The organism is Stakelama portus (assembly GCF_003171655.1).
Classification (GTDB): domain Bacteria; phylum Pseudomonadota; class Alphaproteobacteria; order Sphingomonadales; family Sphingomonadaceae; genus Sphingomonas; species Sphingomonas portus.
Window position 1 is genome coordinate 131,182 of sequence record NZ_QFZL01000005.1, and the last position, 11,783, is coordinate 142,964.

Annotated in this window: 16 protein-coding genes; 6 read left to right on the plus strand and 10 right to left on the minus strand. The window is 64.3% G+C overall.

Annotated elements, in window-relative coordinates; all coding sequences use genetic code 11:
- Positions 1 to 14 precede the first annotated feature (14 nt).
- From DKB74_RS14705 to DKB74_RS14715, 3 genes are all read right to left on the minus strand, one after another.
- Positions 15 to 809 (minus strand): hypothetical protein, encoded by a 795-nt coding sequence (locus DKB74_RS14705; protein ID WP_109808943.1) that lies wholly within the window; start codon positions 807 to 809, stop codon positions 15 to 17.
- Positions 806 to 1,636 (minus strand): hypothetical protein, encoded by an 831-nt coding sequence (locus DKB74_RS14710; protein ID WP_109808944.1) that lies wholly within the window; start codon positions 1,634 to 1,636, stop codon positions 806 to 808. The genes DKB74_RS14705 and DKB74_RS14710 overlap by 4 nt, the downstream gene beginning before the upstream one ends.
- A 105-nt stretch (positions 1,637 to 1,741) precedes the next feature.
- Positions 1,742 to 2,170 carry a GFA family protein gene (locus tag DKB74_RS14715; protein ID WP_109808945.1) on the minus strand — a complete coding sequence of 143 codons (429 nt, stop codon included), beginning with the start codon at positions 2,168 to 2,170 and terminating at the stop codon, positions 1,742 to 1,744.
- A gap of 95 nt (positions 2,171 to 2,265) precedes the next feature.
- Here DKB74_RS14715 and DKB74_RS14720 point away from each other — a divergent pair, with 95 nt between their 5' ends.
- A complete protein-coding gene (locus DKB74_RS14720; protein WP_109808946.1) occupies positions 2,266 to 2,799 on the plus strand; it encodes a 2'-5' RNA ligase family protein in 534 nt (177 codons plus the stop codon).
- Positions 2,800 to 2,871: 72 nt separating this feature from the next.
- Here the strand turns inward: DKB74_RS14720 and rplT are convergent, their stop codons facing one another.
- The 3 genes from rplT to DKB74_RS14735 all read right to left on the minus strand — a co-directional run bounded on the left by rplT (position 2,872) and on the right by DKB74_RS14735 (position 3,978).
- Positions 2,872 to 3,237: a 50S ribosomal protein L20 gene (gene rplT / locus DKB74_RS14725; RefSeq protein ID WP_109808947.1), complete on the minus strand. Its 366-nt coding sequence runs from the start codon at positions 3,235 to 3,237 to the stop codon at positions 2,872 to 2,874.
- 12 nt (positions 3,238 to 3,249) lie between these two features.
- Positions 3,250 to 3,453 (minus strand): 50S ribosomal protein L35, encoded by a 204-nt coding sequence (rpmI, locus tag DKB74_RS14730; RefSeq protein ID WP_109808948.1) that lies wholly within the window; start codon positions 3,451 to 3,453, stop codon positions 3,250 to 3,252.
- Positions 3,454 to 3,579: 126 nt separating this feature from the next.
- Positions 3,580 to 3,978, minus strand: coding sequence for a winged helix-turn-helix transcriptional regulator (locus DKB74_RS14735; protein WP_239987550.1), 399 nt, complete (start codon positions 3,976 to 3,978; stop codon positions 3,580 to 3,582).
- A gap of 128 nt (positions 3,979 to 4,106) precedes the next feature.
- Between DKB74_RS14735 and DKB74_RS14740 the strand changes: the two genes are divergently transcribed.
- Positions 4,107 to 4,871 carry an SDR family oxidoreductase gene (locus DKB74_RS14740; RefSeq protein WP_109808950.1) on the plus strand — a complete coding sequence of 255 codons (765 nt, stop codon included), beginning with the start codon at positions 4,107 to 4,109 and terminating at the stop codon, positions 4,869 to 4,871.
- 36 nt (positions 4,872 to 4,907) lie between these two features.
- Here DKB74_RS14740 and hisN read toward each other — a convergent pair whose 3' ends face one another.
- Positions 4,908 to 5,690 (minus strand): histidinol-phosphatase, encoded by a 783-nt coding sequence (hisN, locus tag DKB74_RS14745; protein ID WP_109808951.1) that lies wholly within the window; start codon positions 5,688 to 5,690, stop codon positions 4,908 to 4,910.
- 75 nt (positions 5,691 to 5,765) lie between these two features.
- On the opposite strand from hisN, the gene DKB74_RS14750 reads away from it, so the two are divergent.
- Both DKB74_RS14750 and DKB74_RS14755 read left to right on the plus strand, forming a co-directional pair.
- The gene (locus DKB74_RS14750; RefSeq protein WP_239987540.1) at positions 5,766 to 6,839 is read left to right on the plus strand and encodes a phospholipase A; all 1,074 of its coding nucleotides are present in this window, start codon (positions 5,766 to 5,768) and stop codon (positions 6,837 to 6,839) included.
- Positions 6,840 to 6,858: 19 nt separating this feature from the next.
- Positions 6,859 to 7,404, plus strand: coding sequence for a peroxiredoxin (locus DKB74_RS14755; protein WP_193504474.1), 546 nt, complete (start codon positions 6,859 to 6,861; stop codon positions 7,402 to 7,404).
- Here DKB74_RS14755 and DKB74_RS14760 read toward each other — a convergent pair.
- Positions 7,401 to 7,724, minus strand: coding sequence for an antibiotic biosynthesis monooxygenase family protein (locus DKB74_RS14760; RefSeq protein WP_109808952.1), 324 nt, complete (start codon positions 7,722 to 7,724; stop codon positions 7,401 to 7,403). The genes DKB74_RS14755 and DKB74_RS14760 overlap by 4 nt on opposite strands.
- 164 nt (positions 7,725 to 7,888) lie before the next feature.
- On the opposite strand from DKB74_RS14760, the gene DKB74_RS14765 reads away from it, so the two are divergent.
- Both DKB74_RS14765 and DKB74_RS14770 read left to right on the plus strand, forming a co-directional pair.
- Positions 7,889 to 8,938, plus strand: a complete 1,050-nt coding sequence (locus tag DKB74_RS14765) for a GGDEF domain-containing protein (RefSeq protein WP_109809029.1) — start codon at positions 7,889 to 7,891, stop codon at positions 8,936 to 8,938.
- Between the two features lie 539 nt (positions 8,939 to 9,477).
- Positions 9,478 to 10,329, plus strand: a complete 852-nt coding sequence (locus DKB74_RS14770; RefSeq protein ID WP_109808953.1) for an SDR family oxidoreductase — start codon at positions 9,478 to 9,480, stop codon at positions 10,327 to 10,329.
- Positions 10,330 to 10,333: 4 nt separating this feature from the next.
- Here DKB74_RS14770 and DKB74_RS14775 read toward each other — a convergent pair whose 3' ends face one another.
- Both DKB74_RS14775 and DKB74_RS14780 read right to left on the minus strand, forming a co-directional pair.
- On the minus strand, positions 10,334 to 10,951 hold the full coding sequence (locus DKB74_RS14775; protein ID WP_109808954.1) for a YbhB/YbcL family Raf kinase inhibitor-like protein: 618 nt from the start codon (positions 10,949 to 10,951) through the stop codon (positions 10,334 to 10,336).
- 81 nt (positions 10,952 to 11,032) lie between these two features.
- A complete protein-coding gene (locus DKB74_RS14780) occupies positions 11,033 to 11,707 on the minus strand; it encodes a glutathione S-transferase family protein (protein ID WP_109808955.1) in 675 nt (224 codons plus the stop codon).
- Between the last annotated feature and the right edge of the window lie 76 nt (positions 11,708 to 11,783).

Sequence of the window (11,783 nt, forward strand, 5' to 3'; positions counted from 1 at the left end):
CCCGGCCTTCTGATTCAGGGTATTGCCGCAAACAGGCTGGCGCGCAGCGCCTCGATCGCTTGCGTGTCGGCAAGGCTTGTCGGCGCGGGAAGCGGCGACACTGCCCAGCGATCCTCACCCACCGTCACCGGCGCGAAAATCTCGGCTGCATGATCGACGAACAATTGTTTCAATCCCGGCTCGACCGATACGAAGGCAACGAGCGATCCGGGCGCCGCGCCCGCTGCGCCGAACCCCAATCGGGGAAGTTGCCGCATCGGCCGCGCCAGCCGTGCCTTTTCCGCCAGCGCGCTCAGCGCATCGGCATCGATCGCATTGCCCAGCTTCAGCCCCTCGGGCGAAATCGCGCCATAGGACAGGAACCATAATGCGCCATAATGCGCCTCGATCAGAAACCCGCCCTGCGCCGGCAACACGCGAAACGGCACATCGGGCAGTCCGGTAACGCGCAGCGGCATGTTCGCGCGGCGATCGGCGGCAAGCGCCTGTGCCGATGCGGCGTCGAGCCGCGTCAGCGCGTCGCTAGCCATCAGCGCGGTCAGGTCGATCAGCCCCTTCTGGTCGATGAAATGGACCCGATAGCCCGCATCTTCGCGCGTGAAGAACAGCGCCAGCCCCAGCCGGGGATGGACATAGGCCGTCCGCAATCCCGCCGGATCGATATCGCCCGGCGCATCGGCGATCAGCGCGGCGGGCAGGACGATGCGATCCATCCGCCGGTCGACCATCGCCGCATCATCGGCGTCGAACCGCAAATCGCAGGCGCCAAGCGCGAGCAACGGCAGCAAAAGGACGAGGCGCCGCATCATGACGCCTCGATCCCGGCGACCCAACCGCCGCGCAACACACCGCCGCGCACCAGCCCCTGGCGGATCGCTTCGCGAAGATAGCGGGCAAGCGCCGTCTGGGTTAGCGGGACGATCCGTCGCTGATGTCCGTCGAGTGCGAAGTCGCGCGCGCCGGCAAACCGCATCAGGATCGTCGCGGTGCATCCGCCGGCAATATGATGCGGCACGCGCGCCGCACCGGGATCGAATCCGCACAATTGCTGCGGGTCGCTCTCGGTTTCGGCAAAGGCAAGCGGATCGACCAGCGGCCCGAGCGGCACCGCCACTGCCCGCGCGGACGGCCCGACCAGCGGCACGCCGCGCAGCTTGGCAAGGACGGCAATGTCCTGCACCGCTTCGCACAACCGATCGGGATCGCGGCACCGCGCGCTCGCTTCGACCGAAGTGAGCGCGAGATAGATATCCTCGATCTCGGCTTCGCCCAGCAAGGCGGTGTCGCCACCGCTCGTCGGGGCCAGCCGCGCCGATCCGCCCGGAAACATCGCTGCGCGAATGGCGGCGCCCAGCCCAGACTGGACCCGATCGGCGCGCACCAGATAGCGGCGAAGCACCGACCCCTTTCCGGCGGCAGGCGCAATCGCGATACCCGACTCGCCCTCAAGCGGCGTCACGCGCGCACCCCGGTCGGTGGTGAAGCCTGCGCCGATCGGCAATTTCACGCCATTTGCCGCCGCCCAGCGCGCCAGCACATCGGGCGCAGCGACGCCGCCTGTCGGCTCTCCGCGATTTATCGGGATCGTCAGCGCGGCGAGCGCGATCAGCACCAGCGCCAGACGCAATGTGAACACCAGCAAGCTCCCCCCAGTGCGGCGACGCTAAGGGGCGGTCATGACGTCAGCAAGCCGAAAGCGCGTCCCGGCAAGGGGCAGCGCAGATGCGATCCAGGTCGTGACCTAGGTGGCGAATCGGGCAAAGACCTCCGCCCCGGTCAGGCGTTCACGCTCCCCGGCGAAATCATAGGCTCCGGGCTTCTCGTCGATGAATATTTCGCTGGTCATCGGGAAATCATCGGCCCCCGCAAACAGCCCTGCGGGGCAGCTATAGCTGTCTTCGGGCAGCAGATGATAAAATAGATGCGTGCCGCAACTGCCGCAAAATCCGCGTTCGGCCCAATCGGACGAGCGATAGCGCACCACCCTCTCCGCGCCGCCGATGACAATGTCGCGCACCGCCGGAGTCGACAGAAAGGCGCCACCGCCCCAGCGACGGCACATGGCGCAATGACAGGCATCGATATGCCGGTCGGCCGGTGCGATTTCGATGGTGACCGCCCCGCACAGGCAACTGCCCTGCAATTGGTTTGCGCTATCCGGCTTGCCCATATCGAAACTCCTCGCTGAAAGGCGGCGTGCGACGTTGCCATCCACGCCGCGCGGCGTTAGAACATATTAAGAACAATTATCGCCGCGTCGCAGCCATGTCCACTGTCCATCGCCTGTTTTTCGCCCTGTGGCCCTCGCAGAGGCTGCGCACGCGCATCGGTGCGGTCAGCGACGGTCTGGGCGCGCTCGATCATCGCGTCGCCGATGACAGGCTGCATCTCACGCTCGCCATGGGATGCGATTCGTCCCGTTTTCCGGAAGCGGCGGCCGAAACGATGCTGGCGCTGGCCGAACGCGTCGATTCGTCTCCGATCAGCCTGAGGCTGGAGCGGCTGGCCGGAACCGAACACAGCCTGGCCCTGCAACCGCGCCGCCGATCCACGCCGTTGCATGCTCTCGCCCGCGCGCTGGGCGAGCCGCTGGCGCGGTGCCATCTGATGCGGGCCGACTGGCAATTTTCGCCGCACGTCACGCTGGGCTATCGCAAACAAACGCCCTTCACCCGCGGCATCGCGCCGATCGGGTGGGACAGCGCCGATTTCGTGCTGATTCACAGCGTCGTGGGCCGCGAATATCGCGAGCTGGGCCGCTGGCCGCTCGTGTCGCGCCAGGGCGATCTGTTCGCCTGAATAGCGGCACGAAAAAGGGGCCGCAGGCTTGCGCCCACGGCCCCCTTTTCATTCCGTTCGGCGAACCGGAGTTCAGGCCGCTGCGGGCAGTGCTGCCTTCGCCTGCGCGACGATCGCCTTGAACGCATCGCCTTCATGCATCGCGATGTCGGCCAGCACCTTGCGGTCCAGATCGACGCCGGCGAGCTTCAGCCCGTGCATGAACTGCGAATAGGTGATGCCTTCGGCGCGGACGCCCGCATTGATGCGCTGAATCCACAGCGCGCGGAACGTGCGCTTCTTAACCTTGCGGTCGCGATAGGCGTATTGGCCGGCCTTTTCGACGGCCTGGCGCGCAACGCGGATCGTGTTCTTGCGACGGCCGCGATAGCCCTTCGCCTGATCCAAAATGCGCTTATGCTTCGCCTTGGTGGTCGTACCACGCTTTACTCGTGCCATGTCGCGGTCTCCTTACTTCAGGCCGTAGGGCGCCCAGGCCTTGACGTGATCGACGTCGGCCTTGGCGAGCACGGAGGTGCCGCGGTTCTGGCGGATATATTTCGAATTGTGCGAAATCAGGCGGTGGCGCTTGCCGGCGACGCCGTGCTTCACCTTGCCGGTGGCAGTGAATTTGAAGCGCTTTTTGACGCCGCTCTTCGTCTTGAGCTTGGGCATTTTCGTCTCCTTGGTTACGCGACGACTTGCGAACGAACTCGGCAGCCCATTTCGGCCGGCCCATTCCTTTGGATCGCGGAAAGCGGGGCGCTTAGCCGAAACACCCCGGCAATGCAACGGGTGCGATCATCCGCGCGTGTCGAATGCGGTCCGCGCCGCCTCCACTTCGTTCAGATGCTCCTCGGCCCAGAGCCATACGCCACAGAACGCCGCGCCCAGACTGTTTCCCAGATGCGTCAGCCGATAATCGACACGCGGCGGCACGACGGCGTGGACGGTACGCGTTACCAGCCCGTCGCGCTCCATCTGGCGCAGCGTCTGAGTCAGCATCTTCTGGCTGATCCCGTCGATCCCGCGAAAAATCTGAGTGAACCGCAATTCGCCCTGCTCTTCCAGCAGTTCGAGGATCAGCATCGTCCATTTGTCGGCCACGCGCCCGATCAGCTGAGTCACCAGCGCCTCGACCTTGGGATCGACCGTATCGGGCGGCGTCGTTTCGGCAATCGCCCGAGCCCGGGCGACCACTTCGTCGTCAAAGGCACGCGAAACCACGATACTCTCCTTTTGGTGCGTATAAATCTTTCGGGTGCCTTCTTTCGAATCGGCAGCGACCTTCTAGATCGACCAGCATCCCAATTCCAAGGAGCTGTCCCATGAAAATGTCCGGAAACACGATGCTGATCACCGGCGGCGGATCGGGCATCGGCGAGGCGCTGGCGCACCGTTTTCACGATGCGGGCAACATTGTCATCATCGCCGGCCGCCGTCGCGAAGCGCTCGAAAAGGCCTGTGCAGGCCGCGCCAATATGCACGGCATCGAACTCGATATCGAAAGCCCCCAGGCGATCGCCGCCTTTGCCGAAAAGCTGATCGCCGAACATCCTTCGCTCAATGTGCTTGTGAACAATGCCGGGATCATGCGCTTCGAATCGATCGATACGCGATCGGACCTCGCCGATGCCGAAGCGACGGTAGCGACCAATCTGCTCGGCCCGATCCGGCTTACCAATGCGCTGGTCGATCATCTGGTCGCGCAGGAAGACGCCGCGATCGTCAATGTGACGTCGGGGCTCGCTTTCGTACCGCTGATCGACACCCCGACCTATAACGCCACCAAGGCGGCGATCCACAGCTACACGCTCGCGCAGCGCGAACAGCTGAAGGGCAAGGTGGAAGTGATCGAACTGGCACCGCCTGCGGTCCAGACCGATCTGACGCCCGGGCAGGCCGAACTGGAAGGCTATCAACCGCTCGACGAATTCATCGATGAGGTCATGGCCCTGTTCGCCCAGACGCCGACCCCGCGCGAGATACTGGTCGAGCGCGTGAAGCTCCTGCGCAATGCCGAAGCCGAAGGCCGGTTCGACGATACATTCGATCAGGTGAACGCGTTCATCCGCAAGGTGCGCGGGATGTGACCCGCGCCGGGGCGCTTCCCCGCCACGGGAAGCGCCTCAATGCCCGCGACAGGCAAGCGCTTCCAATATGTCGTCGATCCGCGCCGAATCGCCCGCTGCCACGACTTCGCCGTTGCTGCCGGCATGGAGCGGATCGCCGTTCCAGTCGCACATGCGACCGCCAGCCCCTTCGACCACGGGAACCAGCGCGGCAAAGTCATACAGCTTCAGCCCCGCCTCGACGACGATATCGAGATGGCCCGACGCCAGACAGGCATAATTGTAACAATCGCCGCCCAGCACGGTGCTCATCACTTGGGCATCGAGATGTTCGAACGCATGCAGCTGGTCATCTTCAAACAAGGCAGGCGACGTGGTCGCGAGCAGCGCCTTGTCGAGCGACCGGCAGGCGCGCGTACTGGCAGGCTTGCCGTTGAACAATGTCGGGCGGCCCGCGACACCGGCCCAGCGTTCGCCCAGGATCGGCTGGTCGATAATACCCAGCACCGGCCAGCCATCGTCGAGCAGCGCGATCAGCGTTCCGAAGATCGGGCGACCCGAGATAAAGGCGCGCGTGCCGTCGATCGGATCGAGCACCCAGACGCGGCCGCTAGTGCCTTCGCGTACGCCCTCTTCCTCGCCGACGATCCCGTCCATCGGGCGTTCGGCGACGATCAGGCGGCGCATCGCGGCCTCGGCAGCCTTGTCGGCGTGAGTCACCGGCGAATCGTCGCCCTTGCGCTCCAGCCCATGCTCGGCGCGGAAATAGGGGCGGATCGCGGCGCCGGCGGCATCGGCAAGGCGCCCGGCAAGTTCGATATCGGCGGAAGTAATCGGCATATCATGCCGTTACCGCAACCGGCCCTCTCCTCGCCAGCCCGGCAGCGGATTTTTACTGGCGATTCATTCTGTCCAATGCCAAGCCATGCCGCGATGCGCCGCCTGCCGATCCTGATTGCGAGCCTGCTCGTCGCCACCCCCGCCGCCGCGCAGCTGCGCACGGTTCCGGTCCAGCCGGCAGACGAGGCCGCCACGCTGCGCGGCGTCGATGTCTATCTGATCAACGAAGGCACCGACACGCAGCCCGCAGAGGCCCCGCGCCAGATCGAAGTCACCGCCGCCGACGGCACGCGGCTGATCCTCGAACGCGTGCCCGCGCCCGACCGCACGATTCCGCCGGGCGGCTTTGTCAGGCTCCGCTATGTGCCTGTCGCGCATGCCGGCACCGCCGTACCGCCCGCCGCCGCCTGGCAACCCGCACCTGCGGCGAGCGAAGGCGAGACCGTCGTCGCGAGCAGCACCGGCTCGTCCGCGACGTTCCTCGACCGGTTTGCGCTGCACGAGCCCAATTATGCTGCCTGGGGGCCGGACGAGACGGGCATCAAATTGCAGTTCAGCTTTGCCTTCAAACCGTTCGCGGGCGAAAGCCCGCTGCGCCACCTGCGCTTTGCCTATACGCAAAGCATGTATTGGGCGATCGCCGCCCCTTCGGGCCCGATCCGCTCGACCGATTACAGTCCCGAACTCTATTTCGAGATTCCGGCCGGGGACACGACTCAGCTCGCCTTTGGCTATCGGCACGACAGCAACGGCCGCGACAAGGGCAGCAAGGACGTCAATCGCATCTTCGCCCGCGTCGAACAGCGGATCGACATCGGCGAGGGGTGGCGGCTCGATCTGGCGCCCATGGCATGGTTTTATTTCGCCGATCAGGGAACGGCACAGGATATCGAAGCGTATCGCGGCTATACCTCGCTGACCGCGGCGATCAGTCAGGTCGACGGGGTCAAGCTCGCGCTCACCGGGCGCGGCAATTTCGATACGGGCAAGGGCGCGGTAGAAGCGTTTCTTTCCTGGCCGCTGTCGCGGATCGATTCGCGGCTGGGCGGCTATGCATTCGTTCAGGGCTTTACCGGCTATGGCGAATGGATCGACAGCTATGACGTGAACGATACGCAAGTCCGGTTCGGCATCGCCTTTACGCGCTGACCGACCTCAAGGAGAGAAGATGATGCGCCACCTGCCCCTATTGCCGATGCTGGTCGCTCCGGCGCTGATGGTTGCCGCCCCCGCTGCCGCACAGCTCGCTCCGGGCGCTGCAGCGCCCGATTTCACGACGCAGGGCGCGCTGGGCGGAGAGGAATTCACGCTGCATCTCGCCGCCAGGCTGCGTCAGGGCCCGGTCGTGCTCTATTTCTTCCCCGCCGCCTTCACGCCCGGCTGCAACGCCGAAGCCGCCGCCTTTGCCGCCGCCGTCGATGATTTCAAGGCCGCGGGCGCCAGCGTGATCGGCATGTCCGCCGATGGCGTCGAACAGCTCAAGCCCTTTTCGGTCCAGCATTGTTCGAGCAAGTTTCCGGTGGCGAGCGCGACCCCGGCGATCATGCGCGGCTATGCCGTGGCGAGCGACCGCCAATATCAGGGCCGTTCGATCACCAGCCGCACCAGCTATGTCATCGGGCGCGACGGCAAGATCAAATATGCGCTGACCGATTCGAACCCGGCGCGCCATGTCGCCGGAACGCTCGCCGCAGTCCGCGCGCTCGGCAACTAGGTCGCCCGATCGAGCAGGTCGTCGGTCACCGTCATGGTAAAGGCGGGTGCATTGCCGGGCGGCGTTTCGACGATCGCGTCGACAAAGGCCGCCCGCGTTTCCGGATCGTCATAGACCATCCTGGCATCGAACGCCTTTTGCCAGGTCGCTTCGTCGGGCCATTCGGCATAGCCGACGAAGCGCCCGTCGCGCTCCTGATGGAGCCGCGAGCCCATGCTGCCATAGCGTTCGCGGATCAATTCCGTGCCCCGGCGCCAGGCGTTGCGGAACTGCGTTTCCTTCCCCGGCGCGACACGCCACCAATATACCGCGACGAACATCGCATTTTCCCTCTACATATTGAGTATCGATACCAGACCAACGAAGGCGTCCGCGATTTGCTCACCGATTTTTAGCAGTTGGCAATTAGACACACATATCGGCTGCGATCGCGCGCGAGTAGACGCGGCGGCAAGACATGAAAAATGTAGGGGAAGAAGCAACCATGGCCGGACTCAAGGCCGTATCCGGAAATGACGCGGCCTATTCCGCCGCCTGTCTTTTCGATCGGATCGGCGAGTTCCTCCATGCCCATCGGCTCGATCCCGATCCCGGCAACTATGCCTTTGCCTATCATCTTATCGCCGCGCCCGAGGGACCTCTGGCGCGCGCTGTCGCCGAACTGACCGACGGCGGCGTGCGGCTTACCCGGCGCGACATCGAATCGCTGGGCGGCACACAGTCGGACGAAAAGTCCGCCGGCCCTGCCATCGTCCAACGCAAGACCGAAGGGCTGGTCGCGCAGACCCAGATGCAGGTCGAAGGGTTTGAGGACATGGTTCAGGCGATGCGAGTCGAAGCACAGGGCTTCGGTCGCGACCTCGCCGAAAGCGCCGCCGCGATCGACCGGTCGCGGTCGGATGCCGGAATCGGCGGTGCGCCGATGCTCGATAATGTCGCACGGATCACCGCCGGCATGCTCGAACGCGTCCGCGTCGCCGAAACCCGGCTCGACGCGGCAACGCGCGAGGCAGCCGAGCTGCGCACCAAGCTTGAAGAAGCGCGCGACAATGCGCGGCGCGACCCGCTGACCGACTTGCCCAACCGTCGCGCTTTCGAAGAAGCCTTTGCCGCGCAGACGGCATCGGGCGAGCTGATCTGCGTCGCGATCTGCGATGTCGATCACTTCAAATCGGTCAATGACCGCTTCGGCCATGCCGTGGGCGACCGGGTGTTGAAGGCAATCGCCGAGGCGCTGACACAATCGTGCCAGGGCCATCTCGTCGCGCGCTATGGCGGCGAGGAATTCGCGATTCTCTTTACCGGCATTTCGCGCGGAGCCGCCCGGGCAACGCTCGATCATGCGCGTTCGATCGTTGCCGCCAAACGCTATCGGCTGCGCGACAGCGACGAGCCGCTGGGCGCCATCACCATTTCCGGCGGCGTTACTCTGGCCGGCACCCGCGAAGATTATGCGACCGTGTATCAGCGTGCCGATGCCCTGCTCTACGACGCGAAGTCGGCCGGGCGAAATCGGATATGCTACGACAAATAGGATTTCCCATCAGTTGGTGAAAATTGCCAACACAAACGGGATAATTCACCTTGTAAAAATAGCACAATCCATATTTATCAACGACTTATAAAATTGGCACGCAAGCTGCAATTCCCTGAGCATCGGCGGCCGGATGGTCCGGCAAGCCAGATTTCAGGGAGTATATCATGTCTGCACGTCTCGCTTCGGTTCCCCACTCGGTCGCTCTGTTCGGCGCCGCGCTGATCACCTTCGTGATGATCGCCACTTCGGGTTCGGTTCTGCCGATCGCCTGATCGTACGTTCGATCGACTGGAGAAACCCCATGTTTCGCAAGATGATTGTCAGCGCGACCGCCTTGTCGTTCACTGTCGTGCTGATCGCCGCGAGCGCATCGGAAACGGGCCTGATCGCCTGAATCCGGTGCCGCTCCGGCCAGCCGGCCGAACCCCGGCAACACCCGCAAAGGCCGCGCAGCGAACGCACCCCCTCCTCCTTCGGAACCCTGTCCGGCATTGCCGAGTTCGAACAGAAAGTTCTGCGTACACAGGAGGATAGCCGTGACCGACACTGTCGAAATGATTCACGAAGATTCGCTGCCCGGCCATGAAAGCGGTCTAGATCCCAAGCCCGAATGGCAGCCGCGCTACCCCGGATCGGGGCGGCTGCGCGACAAGGTGGCGGTAATCACCGGCGCCGACAGCGGGATCGGCCGCGCCACTGCGGCTTTGTTCGCGCGCGAAGGCGCCGACGTCGCGATCCTCTATCTGTGCGAACAGGACGATGCGGAAAAGACCGCCGAAATCGTCCGCGCCGAAGGGCGTACCGCAATGACCTTTGCCGGCGATCTTGGTGATCGGGCGACTGCCCAACAGGCCATCGACGCCGTGATCGCCAAATTCGGACGCATCGACGTGCTGGTCAACAATGCGGGCGAACAGCATCCCGATCAGGATATTACCGACATTAGCGAGGAACAGCTGCGCCGCACGTTCCAGACCAATATCTTCGCGATGTTCCACATGGTCCAGGCGGCGCGTCCGCATCTGAAAAACGGCGCCGCGATCGTCAATTGCACGTCGGTGACGATGTACAAGGGCGCGAGCGAGCTGCTCGATTACAGCGCGACCAAGGGCGCGATCACGGCCTTTACCCGCAGCCTTTCGGAAAATCTGGTCGGCGAGGGCATTCGCGTCAACGCGGTCGCGCCCGGCCCGGTCTGGACGCCGCTCAATCCGTGCGGCGGCGCCAGCGAGGAAAAGCTCGAACATTTCGGCGAAGGCACGCCGATGGGCCGCCCCGGCCAGCCCAATGAAATCGCGCCCGCCTTTCTGTTCCTGGCCTGTGAGGATTCGAGCTATATGTCGGGACAGGTGCTCCATCCCAATGGCGGCGTCGTGATCGGCAGCTGATCGTTCAGGCGAGCGCCGTCTTGCCGACAAGCCCGCCGGGCTTACGCTCCCCGCGCGAATAGGTGCCGGTGAGCAGCCCGGCCGCCAGAACATGACCGGCCATCGCCTTTACCAGCGCGCTTCGCCCCGGATTATTGGCGATTTCCGGCCCGTCGGACAGCGCGAACAGCTGAAAGGCATAATTATGGACGCCATGGCCGGTCGGCGGATCGGGGGGTAGCCAGCCTTCGCCGAAATAGCTGTTGCGACCGACATCGCGCCCATCCTCGCCGCCTGCGCCATCGGCGCGAATCGCGCCTTCCTTGAGTTCGTCCACGTGCGGAGGCAGGTCCCAGATCACCGCATGGACCAGCGGGCTGGGGGTCGGCGCGTCGGCATCCTCGACGATCAGCGCCAGCCGCACAGTGTTTTCGGGCACCCCGGTCCAGAAAAGCGGCGGTGAGACCCCGGCACCGTCGGCGGTGAAGCGTTCGGGCAGCCGCGCACCGTTGGCGAATGCGGGACTGGCAAGCCGAATATTTTCGAAACTACCCAGCTCGGGCTGAACGATCGCCAGCTTGTCGGCGCCCGCGCGAAGCCCTTTCAGGCTGCTGCCGAGCCAGCGAGGTATATGTTCCAGCATCCTGCCGCCAATTTCTGCCCGTCTCTTGGCGCAATCGCAACCGCAGCGATGCGTTGCCCGCCGGTTCGGGCGCGACGGCGGTCAGAAATCGAGCTTCTCATAATGGTCGGGCGGATTGATGCCTTCCATCCGCTCGGCAAGCAGCGGACGGAAACTGGGCCGGCTCTTCATGCCGATATACCAGCGTTTGGCCTGTTCATTGCCCTTCCAGTCGATCCCGCCAAGGTAATCGGTGATCGAAATCTGCGACGCGGCGGCCAGATCGGCCAGGCTCATCGTCGCACCGCCCACCCAGGCGCGGTAATCGAGCAGATAATCGATATAGTCGAGATGCGCGACCGCCGCCTTCATCGCTTCGCGCAGCACGCGCGAATCGGGCGCGGCGCGATGGACGATGCGCTTCTCCATCCGCTCGTGGAGCAGCGGCGCCGTGACGTCGCGATAGAAATGGGTGTCGAACCAGGTGACGAGACGGCGGATTTCGGCGCGCTCGACTGCGGTGCCGTTGAGCATCGACGCCTTTTCGACCGTTTCCTCGAAATATTCGCAGATCGCCATCGAATCGATCAGCGGCAGACCCGAGCGGGTGGTGTCGATCATCACCGGCGTCTGGCCGGCGGGATTCATGTCGAGAAATTCGTCGCGTCGCTGCCACGGCGCCTCGGGCTCCAGCTCATAGCCGATGCCCTTTTCACCCAGCAGCAGCCGGACCTTGCGCGAAAAGGGACAGAGGGGGAATGTCAGCAGCTTCCACATGATGCCGCTGTAGCGCCGCGCGGAGTCGCGGGGAAGCGGGCGCCGAAAGTAAAATGCGCCTGCGGCGACCTGCCCC

Excerpts from the sequence above, each read along its gene's own strand:
- hisN (WP_109808951.1), bottom strand. The coding sequence starts at position 5,690 with ATGCCGATTACTTCCGCCGATATCGAACTTGCCGGGCGCCTTGCCGAT.
- DKB74_RS14740 (WP_109808950.1), top strand. The coding sequence starts at position 4,107 with ATGAAAATGTCCGGAAACACGATGCTGATCACCGGCGGCGGATCGGGC.
- DKB74_RS14715 (WP_109808945.1), bottom strand. The coding sequence starts at position 2,170 with ATGGGCAAGCCGGATAGCGCAAACCAATTGCAGGGCAGTTGCCTGTGC.
- DKB74_RS14765 (WP_109809029.1), top strand. The coding sequence starts at position 7,889 with ATGGCCGGACTCAAGGCCGTATCCGGAAATGACGCGGCCTATTCCGCC.
- DKB74_RS14705 (WP_109808943.1), bottom strand. The coding sequence starts at position 809 with ATGATGCGGCGCCTCGTCCTTTTGCTGCCGTTGCTCGCGCTTGGCGCC.
- DKB74_RS14760 (WP_109808952.1), bottom strand. The coding sequence starts at position 7,724 with ATGTTCGTCGCGGTATATTGGTGGCGTGTCGCGCCGGGGAAGGAAACG.
- rpmI (WP_109808948.1), bottom strand. The coding sequence starts at position 3,453 with ATGCCCAAGCTCAAGACGAAGAGCGGCGTCAAAAAGCGCTTCAAATTC.
- DKB74_RS14750 (WP_239987540.1), top strand. The coding sequence starts at position 5,766 with ATGCCAAGCCATGCCGCGATGCGCCGCCTGCCGATCCTGATTGCGAGC.
- DKB74_RS14780 (WP_109808955.1), bottom strand. The coding sequence starts at position 11,707 with ATGTGGAAGCTGCTGACATTCCCCCTCTGTCCCTTTTCGCGCAAGGTC.
- DKB74_RS14755 (WP_193504474.1), top strand. The coding sequence starts at position 6,859 with ATGATGCGCCACCTGCCCCTATTGCCGATGCTGGTCGCTCCGGCGCTG.
- DKB74_RS14720 (WP_109808946.1), top strand. The coding sequence starts at position 2,266 with ATGTCCACTGTCCATCGCCTGTTTTTCGCCCTGTGGCCCTCGCAGAGG.
- rplT (WP_109808947.1), bottom strand. The coding sequence starts at position 3,237 with ATGGCACGAGTAAAGCGTGGTACGACCACCAAGGCGAAGCATAAGCGC.
- DKB74_RS14775 (WP_109808954.1), bottom strand. The coding sequence starts at position 10,951 with ATGCTGGAACATATACCTCGCTGGCTCGGCAGCAGCCTGAAAGGGCTT.